This window comes from Escherichia sp. 10290 (assembly GCF_030295155.1).
GTDB lineage: Bacteria > Pseudomonadota > Gammaproteobacteria > Enterobacterales > Enterobacteriaceae > Escherichia > Escherichia coli_F.
Genome location: NZ_AP025741.1, coordinates 5,196,249 through 5,218,394, shown reverse-complemented (window position 1 = coordinate 5,218,394; position 22,146 = coordinate 5,196,249). Strand labels below are relative to the sequence as shown.

Below are 22,146 nucleotides of genomic sequence, written 5' to 3'. Positions count from 1 at the left end.
TACAAAACCCTCAAAATTCAATGCATTGCAGAGACTTCGTAGGCCTGAACAGCATAGCGCATCAGGCAGTTTTGCATTTATCAGTCGTCTGAATTTTAACCCTCTGGCGACTTTACAGTACCTTACGCTATACTAGCCACTGAAAATGCCGGTTCACTTTCTTCGAATCGGCTTTCAATGTGTATTTCACACAAATTAATCAACTTCCCCTTCCGAGGATCTGGCCTGAAAGGTCGGATAAGATATGTTAAACAGTATTTTTGTCATACTCTGCTTGATCGCTGTAAGTGCGTTCTTCTCGATGTCCGAGATCTCACTTGCCGCTTCACGCAAAATCAAACTAAAACTGCTGGCTGATGAAGGCAATATAAATGCCCAACGCGTTCTGAATATGCAAGAAAATCCTGGCATGTTCTTTACCGTGGTACAAATCGGTCTTAACGCAGTGGCGATTCTCGGCGGTATTGTCGGTGATGCGGCGTTTTCTCCAGCTTTTCACAGCCTGTTCTCCCGCTATATGTCGGCGGAACTCTCTGAGCAACTGAGCTTTATTCTCTCTTTCTCGTTAGTAACTGGCATGTTTATCCTGTTTGCGGATTTAACTCCGAAACGCATCGGTATGATTGCGCCAGAAGCGGTGGCTTTGCGTATCATCAACCCGATGCGCTTCTGCCTGTACGTTTGCACCCCGTTGGTGTGGTTCTTCAACGGCCTGGCGAACATGATCTTCCGTATCTTTAAACTGCCAATGGTACGTAAAGATGACATCACTTCTGATGACATCTATGCAGTTGTGGAAGCAGGTGCACTGGCGGGCGTGTTACGTAAACAGGAACACGAGCTGATAGAAAACGTCTTTGAGCTGGAATCCCGTACCGTTCCGTCGTCAATGACACCGCGTGAAAACGTGATTTGGTTTGATCTCCACGAAGATGAGCAAAGTCTGAAGAATAAGGTGGCGGAACATCCGCACTCGAAATTTCTCGTCTGTAATGAAGATATTGACCACATCATCGGCTATGTCGATTCTAAAGACCTGCTGAACCGCGTGCTGGCTAACCAAAGCCTGGCACTGAACAGCGGCGTACAAATTCGCAACACACTGATTGTGCCGGATACATTAACCCTTTCAGAGGCATTGGAAAGTTTTAAAACTGCGGGTGAAGACTTCGCGGTGATCATGAACGAGTACGCGCTGGTCGTTGGGATCATCACCCTCAACGACGTAATGACCACACTAATGGGCGATCTGGTCGGTCAGGGACTGGAAGAGCAGATTGTCGCCCGTGATGAGAACTCATGGTTGATTGATGGCGGCACCCCGATTGACGACGTAATGCGTGTGCTGGATATTGATGAGTTCCCGCAGTCAGGCAACTACGAAACCATCGGCGGCTTTATGATGTTTATGCTGCGTAAAATCCCGAAACGCACCGACTCGGTGAAATTCGCCGGCTACAAATTTGAAGTGGTGGATATCGATAACTACCGCATCGACCAGTTGCTGGTAACGCGGATCGACAGCAAGGCCACCGCCCTTTCGCCCAAACTGCCTGACGTTAAAGATAAAGAAGAAAACGTCGCGTAACCCCAAGAAACATCAACGGCTCCTGAATCAGGAGCCGTCTTATTTACTGCATAGCACTTTGGTTAAGCCATCTCTGTTTGCAGACGCATAACCTGACGGTTAACTTCGGACATCACTGACAAATGCAGCTTATCCTTCACTTTTGGGATAAGAATCTTACCCTTATCAAATTCAAAAGCGCCAACGTCCTTGATGTATAACCGTCCACGGAACAGGATCTTTACGTACTTCGCCACCTGCAGTGGGTTGTACCGTTGGAAAATTTTCATTGTTATCTCCTGCTGAGTATTACGCCTTTGCGGTGCCACAATCGGCCCAACTATTATGAGGCGCAAATTTTAATGCTTAGTGACTATAGACTATCCGGGTAATGTTTCCACCGCGTATAACTTTTTTTACCTAAAGGTTACAATTATTCAGAATTATCTTTTTACCGAAGCGCGGTCTTCAGTATAAGCATTCATTTTTCATATGATTTGTGCGCTTGACCGCAAACTGGCATCACACTTGCGGGAAATTCGATAAATAGCACATATGATTAAAATTCAGACCCCAAGTGGTCGGATCACCTGCATATCATAAGAAGGATACACCATGACCCTACGTAAGATTCTGGCACTCACCTGCCTGCTGTTGCCGATGATGGCTTCCGCACATCAGTTTGAAACCGGTCAACGAGTGCCACCGATAGGCATTACCGATCGGGGCGAGTTGGTGCTTGATAAAGATCAGTTTAGCTACAAAACCTGGAACAGCGCGCAGTTAGTGGGAAAAGTGCGAGTACTGCAACATATTGCTGGTCGCACCTCTGCAAAAGAGAAAAACGCGACGCTGATTGAAGCGATTAAATCAGCAAAGTTACCGCACGATCGTTACCAGACCACCACCATTGTGAACACCGACGACGCGATTCCGGGTTCTGGCATGTTTGTGCGCAGCAGTCTGGAGAGTAATAAAAAGCTTTATCCCTGGTCGCAGTTTATTGTCGATAGCAATGGCATCGCGCGCGGTGCCTGGCAGCTAGATGAAGAAAGTTCCGCTGTAGCGGTGCTGGACAAAGACGGTCGAGTGCAATGGGCCAAAGACGGTGCGCTCACTCAGGAAGAGGTGCAGCAAGTGATGAACCTGCTGCAAAAGTTGCTCAAATAATGTTAATAACATAAATTCTGGAAAAATAAATTTCCCCTATCGATATATATGGGATAGGGGAATTAAGTCTCTGAGTTTTTACGCCGAACTCATACTAGTATCAATAACCCTTATTCGCGTTTAACGGTTTTACCTCTTTTTTAAACGCTTCAATGGTAGATTTATATTTCTTGTGAATCTTGTCTTCGGTATAATTACCGTTTGCGGCCAGATTTGCACTTACAATCGCTTCCACTTGCTCGGTTATTTCCACTTGTTGGTAACCTGCATTAACCAGAAAATTATAAATAAGAGAGTAATCTTCACCCTGCAAAAAAATATAAGAGCCAGTTCGAAGTTCCTCATCCCCTCCATAGATTTTAAGAGCAAAGCCCAAAGATTCTATGACCATGGCATAATTTCCATTATTTATTTTCTCGCAAAAATACCATCCTTCACATTCTTTAATGCTACCTCCTGGCCCTTCAAGTTCAAATTTACCCCGTTTTAATTTGCTTACTACATTCTCCAAATAAGCAGAATCGTAAGATAAGTTACCCGCCGCCTTCCGAAAATAACCGTTAATCCTTTCAGGTATGTCAGACTGTTTTTTCTGCAAAATATCATAGGCATACAATCTTCTATTTTGTGCTAGTGGAAATTCACGGTTTTTAAAGTCTATAAATGAGTTATACTCATTTATTGTTATAGGGATTTCTTCGTATTCAAATCCAGTGCCTCGCAATGTCATTGTATATTCGGCACCGTTATCTTTAAGGCGGAAGCTGATAAGAAAATTATCCATGGAGTGAACGGTTTCATCTTTTAATGAAAGCACCTGATAACTATTTTTATCGATCTGTGTTGCTCTAAGAAAGAACTCCCTTAAAATTAACAGACTATCATAATTCGAAATCCAATCCCTTTTCTTAAATGCATGCTGAATATTATTAAAGAAATTATTTGAATGTATTTTTGTATGCGATGACTTTACAAATAACTCCACTGCACCAAAAAAATTATTGTGTCTAATCTTGGGTAACATATGACAACCTTATTATATTTGGTTATTCTATGTCGCCATTAAATATCTTGTTAAAGAAGTAAACTATCAAAAAATGCTCATTATTAAGATATAACTCATTAGCGTTAGAATATTTACACTTTAAATACAATCCCTTTATATCTATAACTTTTTAGGTTGGAAACAAATCAGGATGGCAGAATCAGGAAATACACTGTTTCTGCCATATATATTTAATAAATAGAGACTCTGAACCCAGGATTCAGGAACGACTCGCGCGGGGTATAATCCAGCGGTTTACCCTGCCAGTCGTGAACGTGCGCTCCGGCCGCTGCCGCAACTGCGTGACCGGCGGCGGTGTCCCAAATATTGGTTGGCCCGAAACGCGGGTAAAGCTGCGCCTGCCCTTCCGCCACCAGGCAGAATTTCAGCGAAGAGCCGATAGACGTGGTTTGATGTTCGCCAAGCTGTTGCAGATACTCTTTCAGCTCCGCATCCGCATGGGAACGGCTGATCACCACCAGCGGCGGGCGCGCATCGCGGACCTGAATCTGCTTGCGTACACCGCACTCTTCTTTCCAGGCTTTGCCGTCTGCCGCGCTGTACATTACGTTCATTACCGGCGCATACACCACACCTAAAATCGGTTTGCCGTGGTCGATGAGCGCAATATTAACGGTGAATTCACCATTACGTTTAATAAACTCTTTAGTACCATCCAGCGGGTCTACCAGCCAGTAACGCTGCCAGTGTTGACGGACTTCCCAACCGGGAGGATCTTCTTCAGAAAGGACCGGAATATCCGGTGTCAGCGTACGTAAACCGTCCATGATAACGGTGTGTGCGGCAATATCCGCTGCCGTTACCGGAGAATTGTCCGCTTTGCTGACGACGTCCATCGGTTTCGTCCCGTCGTAGACCTGCATAATGGCATCGCCTGCATTCCGTGCAAGCTGGCATACTTGATCTAACATTTCTCCACCTCGTCTCTGTGAGCGGTGTTAACTTATTGTTTTACTTATACCCTATCGTTAAAGAATGCGCCAACTGTGATAGTGTCATCATTTTCAAAGCGTTAAATTGTGGCATTCTTCACTGTTCTAAAAGTAAGAGGTTTATTCTCCCTTTTCTTTCGAATTCCCGATGATAAAAGGATGTCCCTGATGATTAAGTTTAGCGCAACGCTCCTGGCCACGCTGATTGCCGCGAGTGTGAATGCAGCGACGGTCGATCTGCGTATCATGGAAACCACTGATTTGCATAGCAACATGATGGATTTCGATTATTACAAAGACACCGCCACGGAAAAATTCGGACTGGTACGTACGGCAAGCCTGATTAACGATGCCCGCAATGAAGTGAAAAACAGCGTACTGGTCGATAATGGCGATTTGATTCAGGGGAGTCCGCTGGCCGATTACATGTCGGCGAAAGGATTAAAAGCCGGAGATATTCATCCGGTCTATAAGGCATTGAATACGCTGGACTATACCGTCGGCACACTCGGTAACCACGAGTTTAACTACGGTCTGGATTACCTGAAAAATGCACTGGCAGGAGCGAAATTCCCTTATGTAAACGCCAACGTCATTGACGCTAAAACCAAACAGCCCATGTTTACACCGTATTTGATTAAAGACACCGAAGTGGTCGATAAAGACGGAAAAAAACAGACGCTGAAGATTGGCTATATTGGCGTCGTACCGCCGCAGATTATGGGATGGGATAAAGCTAATTTATCTGGCAAAGTCACCGTTAACGATATAACGGAAACTGTGCGCAAGTACGTACCTGAAATGCGCGAGAAAGGTGCCGATCTCGTTGTCGTTTTGGCGCATTCTGGTCTCTCTGCCGATCCGTATAAAGTGATGGCAGAAAACTCAGTTTATTACCTCAGTGAAATTCCGGGCGTTGATGCCATTATGTTTGGCCATGCTCACGCCGTCTTCCCGAGTAAAGATTTTGCGAATATCAAAGGGGCTGATATCGCCAAAGGCACGCTGAACGGCGTTCCGGCGGTAATGCCGGGCATGTGGGGCGATCATCTCGGCGTGGTCGATCTGCAACTCAATAATGACAGCGGAAAATGGCAGGTGACGCAGGCGAAAGCGGAAGCACGGCCAATTTACGATATCGCCAATAAAAAATCCCTCGCGGCGGAAGACAGCAAGCTGGTAGAAACACTTAAAGCCGATCACAACGCCACACGCCAGTTTGTCAGCAAACCAATCGGTAAATCTGCCGACAATATGTATAGCTATTTGGCGCTGGTGCAGGACGATCCGACCGTGCAGGTGGTGAATAATGCACAAAAAGCGTATGTCGAACATTACATTCAGGGCGATCCGGATCTGGCAAAACTGCCGGTGCTTTCAGCTGCCGCACCGTTTAAAGTCGGTGGTCGCAAAAATGATCCGGCAAGCTATGTGGAGGTGGAAAAAGGTCAGCTGACTTTCCGTAATGCTGCCGATCTTTATCTCTATCCCAATACGCTGATTGTGGTGAAAGCCAGCGGTAAAGAGGTGAAAGAGTGGCTGGAGTGCTCCGCCGGACAGTTTAACCAGATTGATCCTAACAGCACGAAACCGCAGTCACTCATCAACTGGGATAGTTTCCGCACCTATAACTTTGACGTCATTGATGGTGTGAATTATCAGATTGATGTTACTCAGCCCGCCCGCTATGACGGCGAGTGCCAGGTGGTTAATGCCAATGCGGAAAGAATTAAGAACCTGACCTTTAACGGCAAGCCGATTGATCCGAACGCGATGTTCCTCGTTGCCACCAATAACTATCGCGCTTACGGCGGCAAATTTGCAGGTACGGGCGATAGCCATATCGCTTTTGCTTCACCGGATGAGAACCGCTCGGTGCTGGCAGCGTGGATTGCAGATGAGTCGAAGCGTGCGGGAGAAATTCACCCGGCGGCAGATAACAACTGGCGTTTAGCACCGATTCCCGGCGATAAGAAACTGGATATCCGTTTCGAAACCTCTCCGTCAGATAAAGCCGCAGAGTTTATTAAAGAGAAAGGGCAGTATCCGATGAATAAAGTCGCGACCGATGATATCGGCTTTGCGATTTATCAGGTGGATTTGAGTAAGTAAAACACTTTTCCCGTCTATAGATATGAACCGCATCCGGCATTTATTGGCGGATGCGGTGCTGCTGCATCTTATCCGCCCTACAGGTCATGAACCGTAGGCCGAATAAGCGCAGCGCATCCGGCTGTTATGCCGCACGTTCATCCCGCACTGCCAACACCTCAGGCAAATTCAACTCAATCCAGTCCGCCAGTGCAGCAACCTTTTCGCTCACCTGCTCGCCCAGCGGCGTGAGGCTGTATTCCACATGCGGCGGCACCACCGGATAAGAGATACGGTTAAGAAACCCATCCTGCTCTAACGCCTGTAACGACTGCGCAAGCATCTTTTCACTCACCCCACCCATCTTGCGGCGCAGGTCGCTAAAACGGTGCGTACCTTCGCGAAGCGCGACCAGAATCAATACCCCCCAACGGCTGGTGACGTGTTTCAACACCTCGCGCGACGGGCACTGTTCGGCGAAGAGGTTACCCTCTTTCAGTTGTTGCGACAGGCTAGCCTGGCTCATTCATACTTACCTTTTTGTACGTACTTACTAAAAGTAAGTTTAGGTGGTAGCGTATTTAAACACAAGACAAACCGATGGAGGCTTCCCATGATCGCAATTACCGGCGCAACCGGCCAACTTGGTCACCATGTTATTAACTCCTTACTGAAAACCGTTCCTGCCAGCCAAATAGTGGCTATCGCGCGTAACCCGGCAAAAGCACACGCACTGACAGCACAAGGCATTACTGTACGTCAGGCTGACTACGGCGATGAAGCCGCACTGACATCTGCGCTTCAGGGTGTGGAAAAACTGCTGCTGATCTCTTCCAGCGAAGTGGGGCAACGTGCCCTGCAGCATCGAAATGTTATTAATGCCGCTAAGGCGGCGGGCGTGAAATTTATCGCTTATACCAGCCTGCTACATGCTGATACCTCCCCGCTCGGCCTCGCCGATGAGCACATCGAGACGGAGAAAATGCTGGCTGTTTCTGGCATCGCTTACACCTTGCTGCGCAACGGCTGGTACACCGAAAACTATCTCGCCAGCGCCCCGGCAGCACTGGAGCACGGCGTATTTATCGGTGCCGCGGGCGATGGCAAAATTGCCTCAGCTACGCGAGCTGATTATGCGGTAGCTGCGGCGCGCGTAATTAGCGAAGCAGGTCACGAAGGCAAGGTTTATGAACTGGCAGGTGATAGCGCCTGGACACTGACACAGTTAGCGGCGGAACTCACCAAACAGAGCGGCAAACAGGTTACCTATCAAAACCTGAGCGAAGCTGATTTCGCCGCGGCGCTGAAAAGCGTCGGTCTGCCTGACGGGCTGGCGGATATGCTGGCAGATTCTGACGTTGGCGCATCGAAAGGCGGCCTGTTTGATGACAGCAAAACGCTGAGCAAATTGATTGGCCGCCCAACGACAACATTAGCCGAGAGCGTAAGCCATCTTTTTAATGTTAATAACTAGTTAATTAAAGTGGCATCCTCCCGTATCCTCTCTGATAATGACGGGATGCGGGGAGCAATCATGTCTGCTTCCTGAACTTTCTTCTGACAGACCAATGGATGCCAGTAATGATTAGCGGCGTGCTGTACGCCCTGTTAGCAGGGTTGATGTGGGGGCTTATATTTGTCGGGCCGTTGATCGTGCCGGAATACCCGGCGATGTTGCAGTCGATGGGGCGTTATCTGGCGTTAGGGTTAATTGCGCTACCCATTGCCTGGCTGGGGCGCGTGCGTCTGCGTCAGTTAGCGCGTCGCGACTGGCTTACGGCCTTGATGCTCACTATGATGGGCAACCTTATCTATTACTTCTGTCTTGCCAGTGCCATTCAACGTACTGGCGCGCCTGTTTCCACGATGATTATCGGCACCCTGCCGGTGGTTATTCCTGTCTTCGCCAATCTGCTTTATAGCCAGCGTGACGGTAAACTCGCGTGGGGGAAACTCGCCCCGGCGCTGGTTTGTATTGGCATCGGCCTGGCATGTGTAAATATTGCTGAGTTAGACCACGGACTCCCCGATTTTGACTGGGCACGTTATGCCTCAGGCATCGTACTGGCGCTAGTCTCCGTGGTCTGCTGGGCGTGGTATGCCTTGCGCAACGCCCGTTGGCTGCGGGAAAACCCAGACAAACATCCGATGATGTGGGCGACGGCGCAGGCGCTGGTCACGCTGCCGGTTTCGCTCATCGGTTATCTTGTCGCCTGTTACTGGCTGAATACGCAAACGCCGGACTTCTCCCTACCTTTTGGCCCCCGTCCGCTGGTGTTTATTAGTCTGATGATTGCGATAGCCGTGCTTTGCTCATGGGTTGGCGCACTTTGCTGGAACGTCGCCAGCCAGCGATTACCAACGGTGATTCTCGGGCCGCTGATTGTCTTCGAAACGCTGGCAGGTTTGCTGTACACCTTTTTGTTACGCCAGCAAATGCCGCCGCTGATGACGCTGAGCGGTATCGCGCTGTTAGTGGTTGGCGTGGTCATTGCGGTCAGAGCAAAACCGGAAAAACCCTTAATTGAACCTGTCTCTGAAAGTTGACACGCTTGCAGTGAGTTAAATAAGCCTCTGCTACGTAAGGGTTATAGCATTCACCTTAAAGATGCATTTAAAATACATCTTATCTTATTAAGAATGAGGTATCAGCTATGGCTTATCGCGACCAACCTTTAGGTGAACTGGCGCTCTCTATTCCTCGCGCTTCGGCTCTGTTTCGTAAATATGATATGGATTACTGCTGTGGCGGTAAGCAAACGCTGGCGCGCGCGGCGGCACGTAAAGAACTGGATGTTGAGGTCATTGAAGCCGAACTGGCAAAGCTTGCTGAACAACCGATTGAGAAAGACTGGCGTAGCGCCCCACTGGCAGAAATCATCGACCATATCATCGTGCGCTACCACGATCGTCACCGTGAACAACTGCCGGAACTGATTCTGCAAGCGACTAAAGTCGAACGCGTTCACGCCGACAAACCGAGCGTGCCAAAAGGGCTGACAAAATACCTGACCATGCTGCATGAAGAGCTTTCCAGCCACATGATGAAAGAAGAGCAGATCCTCTTCCCGATGCTCAAACAAGGCATGGGTAGCCAGGCGATGGGGCCAATTAGCGTAATGGAAAGCGAGCACGATGAAGCGGGTGAACTGCTGGAAGTAATCAAACACACTACCAATAACGTCACACCGCCGCCGGAAGCCTGCACCACCTGGAAAGCGATGTATAACGGTATTAATGAACTGATTGATGACCTGATGGAGCACATCAGTCTGGAAAACAATGTGCTGTTCCCGCGCGCGCTGGCGGGTGAGTGATCTAAAAGCTGGATGGCATTGCGCCATCCAGCATGATAAAGCCGTTACTTCCGCAGTTCAGCAGTCCGCTTCTTACCAATAAACAACCAGCCCAACCCCAGCGCGATAAACCACAGCGGGGTAACCAGCAGCGCCTGGCGAGTGTCATCTTCCAGTGTCAGCAGCACGATCACGAACACAAAGAACGCCATACATACCCAGCACATCAGCTTACCGAGCGGCATCTTGTAGATTGATTTCTCATGCAGGTGCGGACGCTGTTTGCGATACACCAGGTATGAGCAAAGGATAATCGTCCAGACGAACATAAACAGAATCGCGGAAACAGTCGTGATCATCGTGAACGCGCCAATTACACTTGGATTCACATACAACATCACCACGCCGCCGAGCAGACAGATACAAGAGAAGGTCAGCCCTTTCGCTGGTACGGCGCGCTTAGAAAGTTTAGCGAACGCTTTCGGCGCAACACCTTCCTGGGCCAGACCAAACAGCATACGGCTGGTAGAGAAGACGCCGCTGTTAGCGGAAGACGCCGCAGAGGTCAGCACCACAAAGTTGATTACGCTGGCAGCCGCAGGCAAACCCACCAATACAAAAAGTTCAACGAACGGGCTTTTCTCCGGGACTACCGAACTCCACGGCGTCACGGACATAATCACAATCAGCGCGAAGACGTAGAACATAATGATACGGATCGGAATGGAGTTAATCGCACGTGGCAGTGATTTCTCCGGATCTTTCGTTTCCGCAGCGGTTGTACCGACCAGCTCAATCCCCACGAAAGCGAAAACCGCTATCTGGAATCCGGCAAAGAAGCCACTTAAACCTTTCGGGAACCAGCCGCCGTCATTCCACAAATGCGCAAACGACGCTTCCACACCGGTCGGTGACTGGAAGTGCATCATGACCATGACCAGGCCGACGACAATCAGTGACACGATGGCGACAATTTTGATCATCGCAAACCAGAACTCCATCTCACCGAACATTTTCACGGTAGCGAGGTTGAGCGTCAGCAGCAGCACTATCACCGCCAGCGAGGCAACCCAGTCGGAGAGATCGGGGAACCAGAACTGAGCATAGGCAGTGATGGCCACCACGTCCGCCATACCGGTAACCACCCAGCAGAACCAGTAGGTCCAGCCAGTGAAATATCCCGCCCATGGCCCCAGTAAATCGGAAGCGAAGTCACTAAAAGATTTGTATTCCAGATTCGAAAGCAGCAATTCCCCCATTGCCCGCATCACGAAAAAGAGCATAAAACCGATGATCATATAAACGAAGATGATCGACGGTCCGGCAAGGCTGATTGTTTTACCGGACCCCATAAACAACCCCGTACCAATGGCCCCACCAATGGCAATAAGCTGAATATGTCGGTTTGTGAGATTGCGCCGTAGCGACTGTTCAGCCGGAGCCTGATCATCGGCAACGACTTTTACCTGATCTACCATGTTTTTTTCTTCCTGTACCTGTCTGTGTTGTTCAGGCTCTGCGGCCTTTAGTCAGTCTATGATACGACGAATCTGTATCGGGACTCATCGATATTAGGTAACAATACGCGGGATGAATACTAAGATTTAGATCTAATGTTAATTTTATGTTTAAAGTGAGTGTCATATCACGGTGATAACGCGAAACAGCTCACAAAAATACACGCTTACGTGGTCTTTGCAACACAAAATAGCGCCATTTGGCAAACTGAAGGGTTTATTGCTGAATGCCTGCTCCCCTCTGGCTCGAGGGGAACAGAATGCGCTGCTTAGAGGATTTCCAGCAGTTCGACTTCAAACACCAGGGTGCTGAACGGAGGGATGGACGCGCCTGCGCCACGCTCGCCATAGGCCAGTTCCTGCGGGATAGTCAGTTCCCATTTAGAACCTACCGGCATCAGAGTCAGTGCTTCAATCCAGCCAGGGATCACGCCGTTAACCGGGAATTCAGCTGGCTCGCCACGGGCAACAGAGCTGTCAAACACAGTGCCGTCGATCAGTTTACCGGTGTAATGAACACGAACGCGGTCAGTGCGTGCCGGAATTGCGCCTTCCCCCTGATTGATCACGCGGAATTGCAGGCCAGATTCGGTGCTATTCACACCTTCTTTTTTGGCGTTTTCTTCCAGGTATTTCACACCTTCAGCAGCCATCGCCTGGAAACGCTGACGACGAACGGCATCGGCGCGTTCGTGGATTTCACGCAGCGCGCGGTGCACCACATCAACCGGAACAGCCGGATGTTTGCCTTCCAGCGCATCGGCAATGCCTGCAACCAGGGCTTCTGGCAGCAGCCCTTCCAGGCCTGATTCACTCAGTTGTTGCCCTACCTGCAAACCAATGCCGTAGCTTGCTTGCGCTTCGATGGTGTCAAAAGTTGGGGTGGTCATCGTATTTCCTTTCTTAGGGTATAAAGTAGCGGGCAGCATATCAGCCACACTTCTTTGGGTAAAACTTTGTCGCGGGAATGATGACAAATCCCGGGGAAAAAGAAACAATAGCAATATCCCGTATGAATATAATAAAGGCGGGTTTACCACGGACATCATAGCGTTAGCTTATTCATAGGCTATGATTGAGGAACAAGACGCGGAGCAGGAGGAAACCATGCCCGGGCGCTTTGAACTAAAACCAACCCTGGAGAAAGTCTGGCACGCGCCGGACAATTTTCGCTTCATGGACCCGCTACCGCCGATGCATCGTCGGGGGATCATTATTGCCGCTATTGTATTGGTGGTCGGATTTCTACTCCCGTCGGATGATACGCCAAACGCGCCGGTGGTGACGCGTGAAGCACAGTTAGATATTCAGTCGCAATCACAACCGCCGACAGAAGAACAGCTGCGGGCGCAATTAGTCACACCACAAAATGATCCTGATCAGGTGGCTCCGGTCGCTCCAGAACCGATACAGGAAGGCCAACCGGAAGAGCAGCCGCAAACCTCGCAAGTGCAACCTTTCCAGCCAGATAGCGGAATTGACAATCAATGGCGCTCTTATCGTGTCGAACCCGGTAAAACAATGGCGCAGCTGTTCCGCGACCACGGACTGCCCGCTACCGATGTCTATGCAATGGCGCAGGTAGAAGGCGCGGATAAGCCACTGAGTAATTTGCAAAATGGGCAGATGGTGAAAATCCGCCAGAACGCCAGCGGCGTGGTGACGGGCTTAACCATTGATACGGGAAATAATCAACAGGTTCTGTTTACCCGCCAGCCGGATGGCAGTTTTATTCGCGCGCGGTAGATGAAGGGTCAACCAGAAGCCAGCTAAGGATCGTCTCTTTGATGACCTTACGCCTGGCTTCCAGTGCCTGCGGTGAAACCATACTGATGTGATAAACCAGGCCAAGCGTATGTTGGTTGATCAAATAATATCCTCCAAGAGCAGCAATATTAATATTCACCTGCAACGGGTCGATATCTGGCTTAAAAATATTGCGCCGTTTGCCTTCAGCTAATAATGACTCCATTAACTGTAAGTGTGCGTGGTTAATTTCTAAAAGGCGCTGTGATTTTGCATAATGCACCCCTTTACTCTGGTTTTCACTATGCACAATTTTTAAAAACCAGGGGTTAGCAATGTAATAATCCCAGGTGAAATCGATAATTTTCTCAATGGCTTTTTGTGGCGGAAGACCTGAGAAATCAAGGGATTTTTCTTTTTGCCGAATATCATTCCAGGTATATTCCAGCACTTCGATAAATAAATTTTCTTTATTACCAAAGTGATGATAAACCGTCTGTTTACTGCACTCCGCGGCCTTGACGATATTATCGACTCTGGCCCCTTCGTAACCATATTCGGCAAATTCATTAACCGCACATAACAACAGCTTTTCCTTCAGGCTTTGTACGTTGCTGGTATCAAGATACATTCCGCTTCCCCACGTCTTCTTCGTGATGACTATCTTAACCCGATTTGTTAGAAGCTCCACTAAAATGGCTAAAAACTCGCAATTTCATCGGGTTATCAAATGCTCTGTGATCATTATCGCATATCAACCAACTAGATGGTTGATCTTTCTTGCCACACATTGCAAGCTAATCGTCACTTAAGGAAATAATATTCAAAAAGAGGGTTATTGTATGAAGTCAACACGTCCTGTTGCTGTCATCACTGGAGCCGCACGTGGTATTGGAAAGGGCTGTGCACTGGAACTTGCGCGTGGCGGATTTAATCTGCTGATTAATGATCGTCCGGATGCCGACAGCGTAGAAAAATTACATGCCACACAACAAGAATGTCTGGCGGAAGGCGTGGAAGTGATTTGCTTCCCTGCTGATGTTGGCGATCTCTCCCTTCATGAAGAGATGCTCGACGCGGCGCAAAACCAGTGGGGACGTCTGGACTGTCTACTCAACAACGCAGGCATTTCAGTGAAAAAACGCGGTGACCTCCTCGACCTCGAACCAGACAGCTTCGACCAAAACATTGCCATTAACACCCGTGCGCCGTTCTTCCTTGCTCAGGCATTCAGTAAGCGATTACTGGCACAGCCGAAACCGGAAGCAGAACTGCCGCACCGCTCGATTATTTTTGTCAGTTCCATAAACGCCATCATGCTGGCGATGAATCGCGGCGAATATACCATTGCAAAAACTGCCGTCTCCGCCGCAGCTCGTCTGTTTGCCGCTCGCCTTTGCAATGAACAAATTGGCGTTTATGAAGTGCGCCCTGGCCTAATCAAAACCGATATGACCATTCCGGCAACGGCTTATTACGACGAACTGATTGCTAAGGGGTTAGTGCCGTGGGGACGTTGGGGTTATCCGGCTGATATTGCCTCAACGGTCCGCGCGATGGCGGAAGGCAAACTGATTTACACCTGTGGTCAGGCGGTCGCCATCGACGGCGGCTTAAGTATGCCGCGCTTCTGAGGCTGAATCATGAGAGATCTGTTACAACGCCCGGATTTATTCAGTATCAATACTGCGACACTGGGCTATAAAACGCCGCTACCTGCCATTATTGATGCCTGCGCCGCACGCGGTATTGGCGCGATTGCCCCCTGGCGCAGGGAGTTGCAGGGTGAAGATCTCCAGCAAATCGCCCGCCAGCTTGCTGCCAGTAACATGAGCGTTTCCGGTTTGTGTCGTAGCACCTATTACACCGCGCCGACGCTGACGGAACGCAAACTGGCGATTGATGATAACCGCCGGGCGCTGGACGACGCCGCTGTACTGAACGCCGCCTGTTATATGCAGGTGGTTGGCGGTCTGCCAATGGGAACAAAAGATCTGTACGAAGCACGGGAACAGGTGAAACAAGGGATTCGCCAGTTGCTGCCACATTCGAAAGAGGTCGGCGTGCCAATTGCACTGGAGCCACTGCACCCGATGACTGCTGCCGATCGTTCTTGTCTGTGCACATTACGTCAGGCGCTGGACTGGTGTGATGAACTCGATCCCGATGGCGAATTTGGCCTCGGCGTGGCGGTAGATGTCTACCATGTCTGGTGGGACCCGGATCTCGCCAGTCAGATCCTGCGTGCCGGAAAACGCATCCTCGCGTTTCATGTTTCCGACTGGCTGGTGCCAACCACCGATTTAGTCAATGATCGGGGAATGCCGGGAGATGGCGTCATTAATATTCCCTCTATTCGTCGGCTGGTTGAAAACGCCGGATTTAATGGCGCTATTGAACTGGAAATATTCTCGCCGTACTGGTGGCAGAAAGATATTAACAGCACGCTGGATATTAGCGTCGATCGCATCGCGCATTATTGCTAAGGAATGATCATGAGTGACCAACCCGTTCTGTTCAGCAGAGCGGCGGCTTCCTGCCGCCTGACATTGAACCGTGAAGATAAATGTCATGCTATTAATGAAGAAATGATCGAATCTCTCGACCATTATTTAAATGAAATTGAAAACGACACCACATTACGATTAGTCGAATTAACGGCAACCGGCGATAAATTCTTTTGTGCGGGCGGCGATATTAAATCGTGGTCAGCCTATTCGCCATTAGATATGGGCAGAAAATGGATTAAACGCGGCAATGACGTTTTTAATCGCCTGCGCAATTTACCTCAATTAACGGTTGCGAATCTCAACGGTCATACTATCGGCGGTGGTATTGAACTTGCCTTGTGCTGCGATATTCGTATTGCCCGCCCCAGTGCGAAATTCTCTAATCCGGAAGTAATGCTCGGCATGGTGCCTGGCTGGATGGGCATTGAACGCGTGCTTAATCAGGTCGGTCCGGTGGTCGGTCGCCAGATGCTGATGCTGGGTAAACGCCTGACGGCGCAGGAAGCTCAGGCGGCGAATTTAATTGATGAAGTGGTAGAAAAAGAACAGGTGGAAAGCTGGATGGCGAATCAGTTAGCGCAGCTGGAAAAATGCGGTCCGGTGGCGCTCGCACATATCAAGCAACTGATTCTGGCTCTAGAAAATAAACATGCTGATTACCCGCACCAGTTACTGGCTGGATTAATGTCCGCCACTCAGGATTGCCAGCAGGCGACGCGCGCATTTGCCGAAAAAAGTAGCGTGAGCTTCCAAAATCAATAAGGAAATTGTATGCGTAAGATAACAACCGCCGAGACACTGGCGGCGCAAATTCAGGACGGCGCAACCATTGCCATTAGCGGTAATGGCGGCGGCATGGTGGAAGCGGACCATATTCTGGCTGCTATTGAAGCGCGTTTCCTGCAAACCGGACACCCGCGCGATCTGACATTAATCCACTCGCTGGGCATTGGCGATCGCGACTGCAAAGGCACTAACCGCTTCGCTCATGCAGATATGCTCAAACGCATCATTGCCGGACATTTTACCTGGTCGCCCAAGATGCAGGATCTGGTGAAAAACAATGCTATTGAAGCCTACTGCTTCCCTGGTGGCGTAATTCAGGCACTGCTGCGGGAGATCGGTGCCGGACGTCCAGGGCTTTTTACCCACGTTGGACTGGGATCGTTTGTTGATCCGCGCAACGGCGGCGGTAAGTCGAACGCCAGCACCACTGAGGATCTGGTAGAACTGATTGAAATCGACGGTGAAACCAAACTTCGTTATCGCCCTTTCAAAGTGGATTACGCGATTTTGCGTGGCACTTATGCTGATCCGCGTGGCAACGTCAGCCTCGAAGAAGAGGCGATTGATATGGATAGCTATTCCATGGCGCTGGCAGCACACAACAGCGGCGGCAAAGTGTTCGTACAGGTGCGCGATGTGCTGGAAGCTGGTGCCATTGAACCACGCCGGGTCAAATTACCGGGCATTCTGGTTGATGGCATCGTTGAACACCGCGAACAACCACAAACCTATCTTGGCGGTTACGATCTGACCATTAGCGGTCAGCATCGCCGTCTAAGTTCTAACGACGCAATTGAACTGGTTAGTCATCCGGTGCGCCGCCTGATTGCCCGTCGGGCAGCACGCGAACTGGTAGCTGGCGCTTCAACCAACTTTGGCTTTGGCATTCCCGGCGGCATTCCTGGGGTTGCACTGCGCGAAGGCGTGCCTTATCAAAGTTTATGGCTGAGCGTCGAGCAAGGCGTGCATAACGGTATGATGCTGGATGATGCTCTGTTCGGCTGCGCCCGTAACGCCGATGCCATTATTCCATCACTCGATCAATTCGAATTCTACAGTGGCGGAGGGATCGATATCACCTTCCTCGGCATGGGAGAGATGGATCAGCATGGTAACGTCAACGTCTCCCATCTCAATGGCAATCTCATTGGCCCCGGCGGATTTCTCGAAATTGCGCAAAACGCCCGTAAAGTGGTGTTCTGTGGCACGTTCGACGCCAAAGGTAGCAAGATTGATGTAACACCAGATGGCTTGCATATCGCCCAGTCAGGTCAAATCCCTAAACTGGTTACCCAGGTGGAAAAAATCACTTTTAGCGCCGCCTACGCACAGCAAAGCGGTCAGGAAGTGTTGTATATCACTGAACGTGCAGTATTCCAGTTAACGGCAGAAGGCGTTGAATTAATTGAAATCGCGCCGGGTGTGGAGATTGAACGCGACATTCTGCCGCATATGGCTTTCCGTCCAATTATCAATCAGCCACGCCTGATGGAAAGTAGCCTGTTTACGCCGATGGAGGATGCATGAGTCAGCTTGATGACACCCTCCTTGATGCGCTGACGCACGTCACTTTCCCGAAGGGTTTTGTGTCAGCAGAGCCAGCGTCAATTGTCACGGTTGAAGATGTCGATTACCCGATCTGGCAAGTTGATGCGCTAGTCGTTGGTAGCGGCGCGGCAGGGCTGCGCGCAGCGGTTGAACTTAAGCGCCGCCAGCAAAATGTGCTGATCGCCACCGCCGGGTTATATATGGGGACATCGGCATGTTCTGGTTCCGATAAACAGACGCTGTTTACCGCCGCTACCGCGGGCAACGGCGATAACTTCGCTAAACTGGCGGAAGCACTGGCGAGCGGTGGGGCGATGGATCACGACACCGCTTATGTCGAAGCGGTAGGTTCTCTGCACACTCTTGGCGGGTTGCAATATCTTGGTCTGGAATTACCGGAAGATCGCTATGGCGCAATTCTTCGTTATCAAACCGACCATGACGAAGCCGGGCGAGCAACCTCGTGTGGGCCGCGTACTTCTCGCCTAATGGTGAAAGTATTGCTGGAGGAAGTGCAGCGTCTTGCCATACCACTACTGACCAGTGCAACGGTGATTAAGCTCCTGCATCAGCACGGAGAGAATGGCGAAGATCGCGTTGCGGGGGCTATTCTCGCAACCGGTTCCCGCGCCTATAACCCTTGGGGGCTGGCTATTGTGACGGCGCCCAATGTGGTACTGGCAACGGGCGGACCGGGCGAGCTTTATCGCGACAGTGTTTATCCACATAAATGCTTCGGCTCGCTGGGGCTGGCGCTGGAAGAAGGTCTGACGCTAACCAATCTGACCGAAAGCCAGTTTGGTATAGGCACGCCGCGCAGCACGTTTCCGTGGAATTTGTCCGGCACCTATGTACAGGTGATCCCATATATCTATTCCGTGGATGCCGGGGGCAACGAGTATAACTTCCTCGCAGATTACTATCGCACCACCCAGGAGCTGGCTTCAAACATCTTCCGTAAAGGCTATCAGTGGCCGTTTCACGCCACACGAGTGATGGATTTTGGCTCCAGCTTGTTAGATATGGCAGTAGCGCAAGAGCAGCAATCAGGGCGTCAGGTATTTATGGATTTCAATCGCAATCCTGAACCTGTGCCGGGTGACCTGCCGTTCTCATTAGATCGACTGGACGACGACGTTCGCGCGTATCTGGAAAATAACGACGCTCTGGCACCATCGCCCATCGAACGACTGCAACGAATGAATCCGCTGTCTATCTCGCTGTATAAGATGCACGGTTACGATCTCACCACGCAGCCATTGCAGTTTGCCATGAATAATCAGCATATGAATGGCGGCATTGAAGTGGATATCTGGGGGCAAACCTCCCTGTCCGGCTGTTTCGCCGTGGGGGAAGTTGCTGGCACACACGGCGTCACTCGCCCTGGTGGTGCGGCATTGAATGCCGGGCAGGTTTTTGCTGTTCGTCTGGCACGTTTTATTGGTTGCACGCAAAAGCGGTCCGTTGAGGATGATGTCGCGCAGCTAGTAGCCTCACCTCTGCATACAATCAGAGAAGTTATCGCTCAGGCACTGGCAAACGAGAACGGAATGACGCTGGCAACGGTAAAAGAAAAAATCCAGGCGCGAATGTCTGATTACGCGGGATTTATTTGCCATGCTGATAAAGTTCGTCACGCCGCCCGTGACGCCATGCTGTTAAATGAATTTGCGCAGCAACATGGTCTAACTATCAACCACGCCGGTGAAATTGCCGAGCTATTTATGTGGCGGCATATGGCATTAACATCCGCTGCGGTGTTAAGCCAGCTATCACATTATATTGATGCTGGCGGTGGTAGTCGTGGAGCGCGGATGATTATTGATCCACAAGGAGAATATCTTCCACAAACTCGTCGCGGCGCAATCGAAGATTGGCGTTTTCGCTCTGAACAAGCTGAAGATAAAAATCACAGACTAACTCTCTCCTTTTCACAAGGTTTATTTATTAATGAAATTAAGTTCTTGAGAAACTTACCGCATATTAAAGGTATTTACTTTGAGAAGAATTGGCCTGATTTTCTTAACGGAACAATTTATCAGACACGGCATGAATAATATTGCAAAGGTTAATCACTATGCGAAATATAATCAGATCTATTAATTCATTGCTTTCCACATTGAACATTACCATTTTGGCAATTATTGTGATGTGCGTTACATGGCAAGTAGTAGCACGATTTATCTTTAAAAGCCCCAGCATTTTTACAGATGAACTTAGTCGTTTACTATTTATTTGTCTTGGACTTTTTGGTGGTGCTTATACTGCCGGACAAAACCGACATCTGGCCATTGATCTTCTGCCAATGATGCTAAAAGGAAAATCCCGACGTTATTTATTCTTATGTATTCAGGCCATTGTTATTCTTTTTGCCTCTATCATTATGGTTTATGGTGGCGGGTTATTAACACTGGACACATTTGATTCAGGGCAAACTTCTCCGGCTTTAGGCTGGCAGATGGGATATATTTACATGAGCATTCCAATAAGTGGCATCCTTATTATTATATACACCATAGATACAGTTTTAACCGAACTTAAACAACCACTCTAAAATAAGTAGGGATGGAGAAAACATGGATTACTGGTTACCGATCATTGTGTTATTTGGTGCTTTCTTTTTTATGTTGGCATTAGGTGTTCCTATTGTCTATGCTATTGGTTTATCAACACTGGCATCAATTACTACACAACTCGATTTCAACTCAGCGTTAAGTGTGGTTTCCCAAAAGTTAGCCTCCGGGTTAGATAGTTTTACGTTGTTGGCAATCCCATTTTTTATTTTGTCTGGCAACATTATGAATCACGGAGGAATAGCGCGACGATTAATCAACTTTGCCCGAATTCTCGGCGGTCGTCTGCCAGGCTCACTTGCCCACTGTAATATTCTTGCCAATATGCTGTTCGGGGCAATTTCTGGTTCAGCCGTGGCTTCGGCGGCTGCGATGGGCGGCGTCATGCATCCGCAACAGGTTAAAGAGGGCTACGACCCGGCATTCAGTACTGCAGTTAACGTTGCCTCTGCCCCGACGGGTTTGCTTATTCCACCCAGTAATACGTTAATCGTCTATTCACTGGTCAGTGGTGGTACTTCTATTGCCGCACTGTTCCTGGCAGGATATGTCCCGGGAATTTTATTGGGCCTGGCGCTGATGACTGTGGCTGGTATTATCGCGGTACGCCGGGGTTATCCAAAACCAGAACGTCCGACTTTGCGCCAGGCTGGAGTGGCAATATGGATGGCGATCCCCAGTATTTTCCTGATTGTATTAATTATGGGTGGTGTACTAAGCGGTATTTTTACCCCGACAGAAGCATCTGCAATTGCGGTAATTTATACCCTTTTCCTTGCACTGGTTCTTTATCGTGAAATATCAGTTAAAGATTTACCTAAGATATTTCTGGAGTCCGTCATTACCACTGCAATTGTCTTGTTGTTAATTGGTTCTTCAATGGGAATGTCATGGGCAATGTCAAACGCTGACGTTCCCTTCCTGATTCTCGATTTGCTTAACACTATTTCTGACAATCCAATAATCATCCTGCTTATTATCAATATTATCCTGTTGATTATCGGCACATTTATGGATATGACACCGGCAGTACTGATTTTTACGCCGATATTTTTACCCGTTGTCACCGAACTGGGTATGGACCCGATTCACTTTGGTATTGTCATGGTACTGAACATGTGTATCGGTATTTGTACTCCGCCTGTAGGCAGTGTGTTATTTGTCGGTTGTAGTGTATCTAAATTACCGATTAATAAAATTATCAAACCTATGCTGCCATTCTATGCCGTGATGGTATTGGTGCTGGCAATGGTTACCTATATTCCGCAAATCAGTATGGCATTGCCAAGAGCACTGGGCTACTGATATGCATTAACTGGCGGCACCTGCCGCCATATTTATTAG

The 22,146-nt window shown here is 49.2% G+C and carries 21 protein-coding genes; 14 read left to right on the top strand and 7 right to left on the bottom strand.

The features are described 5' to 3' along the window. Positions 1-244: 244 nt before the first annotated feature. Positions 245-1,588, top strand: a complete 1,344-nt coding sequence (gene paeA / locus QUE74_RS25965; RefSeq protein ID WP_000934983.1) for a polyamine export protein PaeA — start codon at positions 245-247, stop codon at positions 1,586-1,588. A 62-nt stretch (positions 1,589-1,650) separates the two neighbouring features. On the opposite strand, the gene QUE74_RS25960 is transcribed toward paeA, so the two are convergent. Beyond that, complete coding sequence (locus QUE74_RS25960; protein WP_000689228.1) at positions 1,651-1,857, bottom strand: DUF1107 domain-containing protein; 207 nt, start codon at positions 1,855-1,857, stop codon at positions 1,651-1,653. A 325-nt stretch (positions 1,858-2,182) separates the two neighbouring features. Between QUE74_RS25960 and QUE74_RS25955 the strand changes: the two genes are divergently transcribed. Beyond that, positions 2,183-2,737 carry a YtfJ family protein gene (locus tag QUE74_RS25955; RefSeq protein ID WP_000175278.1) on the top strand — a complete coding sequence of 185 codons (555 nt, stop codon included), beginning with the start codon at positions 2,183-2,185 and terminating at the stop codon, positions 2,735-2,737. A 100-nt stretch (positions 2,738-2,837) separates the two neighbouring features. On the opposite strand, the gene QUE74_RS25950 is transcribed toward QUE74_RS25955, so the two are convergent. Both QUE74_RS25950 and cysQ read right to left on the bottom strand, forming a co-directional pair. Then, positions 2,838-3,761, bottom strand: coding sequence for a hypothetical protein (locus tag QUE74_RS25950; RefSeq protein ID WP_001355103.1), 924 nt, complete (start codon positions 3,759-3,761; stop codon positions 2,838-2,840). A gap of 212 nt (positions 3,762-3,973) precedes the next feature. Continuing rightward, on the bottom strand, positions 3,974-4,714 hold the full coding sequence (gene cysQ, locus QUE74_RS25945) for a 3'(2'),5'-bisphosphate nucleotidase CysQ (protein ID WP_000886904.1): 741 nt from the start codon (positions 4,712-4,714) through the stop codon (positions 3,974-3,976). A 189-nt stretch (positions 4,715-4,903) separates the two neighbouring features. Between cysQ and cpdB the strand changes: the two genes are divergently transcribed. Beyond that, positions 4,904-6,847 (top strand): 2',3'-cyclic-nucleotide 2'-phosphodiesterase, encoded by a 1,944-nt coding sequence (cpdB, locus tag QUE74_RS25940; protein WP_000589418.1) that lies wholly within the window; start codon positions 4,904-4,906, stop codon positions 6,845-6,847. A gap of 124 nt (positions 6,848-6,971) precedes the next feature. On the opposite strand, the gene QUE74_RS25935 is transcribed toward cpdB, so the two are convergent. Continuing rightward, a complete protein-coding gene (locus tag QUE74_RS25935; protein WP_000075980.1) occupies positions 6,972-7,352 on the bottom strand; it encodes a winged helix-turn-helix transcriptional regulator in 381 nt (126 codons plus the stop codon). Positions 7,353-7,439: 87 nt separating this feature from the next. Between QUE74_RS25935 and qorB the strand changes: the two genes are divergently transcribed. From qorB to ytfE, 3 genes are all read left to right on the top strand, one after another. Next, on the top strand, positions 7,440-8,300 hold the full coding sequence (qorB, locus tag QUE74_RS25930; RefSeq protein WP_000560538.1) for an NAD(P)H:quinone oxidoreductase: 861 nt from the start codon (positions 7,440-7,442) through the stop codon (positions 8,298-8,300). 107 nt (positions 8,301-8,407) lie between these two features. Further along, positions 8,408-9,373 carry a DMT family transporter gene (locus QUE74_RS25925; protein ID WP_001355102.1) on the top strand — a complete coding sequence of 322 codons (966 nt, stop codon included), beginning with the start codon at positions 8,408-8,410 and terminating at the stop codon, positions 9,371-9,373. Positions 9,374-9,480: 107 nt separating this feature from the next. Next, positions 9,481-10,143, top strand: coding sequence for an iron-sulfur cluster repair protein YtfE (gene ytfE / locus QUE74_RS25920; protein WP_000331461.1), 663 nt, complete (start codon positions 9,481-9,483; stop codon positions 10,141-10,143). 44 nt (positions 10,144-10,187) lie between these two features. Here the strand turns inward: ytfE and cycA are convergent, their stop codons facing one another. Further along, complete coding sequence (gene cycA, locus QUE74_RS25915; protein ID WP_000228352.1) at positions 10,188-11,600, bottom strand: D-serine/D-alanine/glycine transporter; 1,413 nt, start codon at positions 11,598-11,600, stop codon at positions 10,188-10,190. 308 nt (positions 11,601-11,908) lie between these two features. Continuing rightward, positions 11,909-12,529 carry a BamJ family beta-barrel-assembly machinery protein gene (gene bamJ / locus QUE74_RS25910; RefSeq protein ID WP_000211225.1) on the bottom strand — a complete coding sequence of 207 codons (621 nt, stop codon included), beginning with the start codon at positions 12,527-12,529 and terminating at the stop codon, positions 11,909-11,911. Positions 12,530-12,746: 217 nt separating this feature from the next. Here bamJ and ytfB point away from each other — a divergent pair, with 217 nt between their 5' ends. After that, positions 12,747-13,385, top strand: a complete 639-nt coding sequence (gene ytfB / locus QUE74_RS25905; protein WP_001119472.1) for a cell division protein YtfB — start codon at positions 12,747-12,749, stop codon at positions 13,383-13,385. On the opposite strand, the gene QUE74_RS25900 is transcribed toward ytfB, so the two are convergent. Further along, on the bottom strand, positions 13,369-14,016 hold the full coding sequence (locus QUE74_RS25900) for a TetR/AcrR family transcriptional regulator (protein ID WP_001355101.1): 648 nt from the start codon (positions 14,014-14,016) through the stop codon (positions 13,369-13,371). The genes ytfB and QUE74_RS25900 overlap by 17 nt on opposite strands. Before the next feature lie 211 nt (positions 14,017-14,227). Between QUE74_RS25900 and QUE74_RS25895 the strand changes: the two genes are divergently transcribed. The 7 genes from QUE74_RS25895 to QUE74_RS25865 are packed head-to-tail and all read left to right on the top strand — an operon-like array spanning position 14,228 to position 22,107. Then, on the top strand, positions 14,228-15,019 hold the full coding sequence (locus QUE74_RS25895; protein WP_000843394.1) for a 3-ketoacyl-ACP reductase: 792 nt from the start codon (positions 14,228-14,230) through the stop codon (positions 15,017-15,019). A 9-nt stretch (positions 15,020-15,028) separates the two neighbouring features. After that, positions 15,029-15,871, top strand: coding sequence for a sugar phosphate isomerase/epimerase family protein (locus QUE74_RS25890; RefSeq protein ID WP_001205239.1), 843 nt, complete (start codon positions 15,029-15,031; stop codon positions 15,869-15,871). A 9-nt stretch (positions 15,872-15,880) separates the two neighbouring features. After that, positions 15,881-16,657 carry an enoyl-CoA hydratase/isomerase family protein gene (locus QUE74_RS25885; protein ID WP_001283556.1) on the top strand — a complete coding sequence of 259 codons (777 nt, stop codon included), beginning with the start codon at positions 15,881-15,883 and terminating at the stop codon, positions 16,655-16,657. 9 nt (positions 16,658-16,666) lie between these two features. Next, on the top strand, positions 16,667-18,208 hold the full coding sequence (locus QUE74_RS25880; protein ID WP_001226980.1) for an acyl CoA:acetate/3-ketoacid CoA transferase: 1,542 nt from the start codon (positions 16,667-16,669) through the stop codon (positions 18,206-18,208). Beyond that, positions 18,205-20,286 carry an FAD-dependent oxidoreductase gene (locus tag QUE74_RS25875; RefSeq protein WP_000080364.1) on the top strand — a complete coding sequence of 694 codons (2,082 nt, stop codon included), beginning with the start codon at positions 18,205-18,207 and terminating at the stop codon, positions 20,284-20,286. The genes QUE74_RS25880 and QUE74_RS25875 overlap by 4 nt, the downstream gene beginning before the upstream one ends. A 20-nt stretch (positions 20,287-20,306) precedes the next feature. Beyond that, positions 20,307-20,783 (top strand): TRAP transporter small permease, encoded by a 477-nt coding sequence (locus QUE74_RS25870; protein ID WP_001244360.1) that lies wholly within the window; start codon positions 20,307-20,309, stop codon positions 20,781-20,783. A gap of 22 nt (positions 20,784-20,805) precedes the next feature. Next, the gene (locus tag QUE74_RS25865) at positions 20,806-22,107 is read left to right on the top strand and encodes a TRAP transporter large permease (protein ID WP_000386860.1); all 1,302 of its coding nucleotides are present in this window, start codon (positions 20,806-20,808) and stop codon (positions 22,105-22,107) included. Positions 22,108-22,146: the final 39 nt, after the last annotated feature.

What these genes read in the sequence shown, in the direction of transcription:
- QUE74_RS25895 (WP_000843394.1), top strand. Translation starts at nt 14,228, where the DNA reads ATGAAGTCAACACGTCCTGTTGCTGTCATCACTGGAGCCGCACGTGGT.
- QUE74_RS25885 (WP_001283556.1), top strand. Translation starts at nt 15,881, where the DNA reads ATGAGTGACCAACCCGTTCTGTTCAGCAGAGCGGCGGCTTCCTGCCGC.
- bamJ (WP_000211225.1), bottom strand. Translation starts at nt 12,529, where the DNA reads ATGACCACCCCAACTTTTGACACCATCGAAGCGCAAGCAAGCTACGGC.
- cycA (WP_000228352.1), bottom strand. Translation starts at nt 11,600, where the DNA reads ATGGTAGATCAGGTAAAAGTCGTTGCCGATGATCAGGCTCCGGCTGAA.
- QUE74_RS25875 (WP_000080364.1), top strand. Translation starts at nt 18,205, where the DNA reads ATGAGTCAGCTTGATGACACCCTCCTTGATGCGCTGACGCACGTCACT.
- cysQ (WP_000886904.1), bottom strand. Translation starts at nt 4,714, where the DNA reads ATGTTAGATCAAGTATGCCAGCTTGCACGGAATGCAGGCGATGCCATT.
- ytfE (WP_000331461.1), top strand. Translation starts at nt 9,481, where the DNA reads ATGGCTTATCGCGACCAACCTTTAGGTGAACTGGCGCTCTCTATTCCT.
- ytfB (WP_001119472.1), top strand. Translation starts at nt 12,747, where the DNA reads ATGCCCGGGCGCTTTGAACTAAAACCAACCCTGGAGAAAGTCTGGCAC.
- QUE74_RS25925 (WP_001355102.1), top strand. Translation starts at nt 8,408, where the DNA reads ATGATTAGCGGCGTGCTGTACGCCCTGTTAGCAGGGTTGATGTGGGGG.
- QUE74_RS25950 (WP_001355103.1), bottom strand. Translation starts at nt 3,761, where the DNA reads ATGTTACCCAAGATTAGACACAATAATTTTTTTGGTGCAGTGGAGTTA.
- QUE74_RS25870 (WP_001244360.1), top strand. Translation starts at nt 20,307, where the DNA reads ATGCGAAATATAATCAGATCTATTAATTCATTGCTTTCCACATTGAAC.
- QUE74_RS25935 (WP_000075980.1), bottom strand. Translation starts at nt 7,352, where the DNA reads ATGAGCCAGGCTAGCCTGTCGCAACAACTGAAAGAGGGTAACCTCTTC.
- cpdB (WP_000589418.1), top strand. Translation starts at nt 4,904, where the DNA reads ATGATTAAGTTTAGCGCAACGCTCCTGGCCACGCTGATTGCCGCGAGT.
- qorB (WP_000560538.1), top strand. Translation starts at nt 7,440, where the DNA reads ATGATCGCAATTACCGGCGCAACCGGCCAACTTGGTCACCATGTTATT.
- QUE74_RS25955 (WP_000175278.1), top strand. Translation starts at nt 2,183, where the DNA reads ATGACCCTACGTAAGATTCTGGCACTCACCTGCCTGCTGTTGCCGATG.
- QUE74_RS25865 (WP_000386860.1), top strand. Translation starts at nt 20,806, where the DNA reads ATGGATTACTGGTTACCGATCATTGTGTTATTTGGTGCTTTCTTTTTT.
- QUE74_RS25890 (WP_001205239.1), top strand. Translation starts at nt 15,029, where the DNA reads ATGAGAGATCTGTTACAACGCCCGGATTTATTCAGTATCAATACTGCG.
- paeA (WP_000934983.1), top strand. Translation starts at nt 245, where the DNA reads ATGTTAAACAGTATTTTTGTCATACTCTGCTTGATCGCTGTAAGTGCG.
- QUE74_RS25960 (WP_000689228.1), bottom strand. Translation starts at nt 1,857, where the DNA reads ATGAAAATTTTCCAACGGTACAACCCACTGCAGGTGGCGAAGTACGTA.
- QUE74_RS25900 (WP_001355101.1), bottom strand. Translation starts at nt 14,016, where the DNA reads ATGTATCTTGATACCAGCAACGTACAAAGCCTGAAGGAAAAGCTGTTG.
- QUE74_RS25880 (WP_001226980.1), top strand. Translation starts at nt 16,667, where the DNA reads ATGCGTAAGATAACAACCGCCGAGACACTGGCGGCGCAAATTCAGGAC.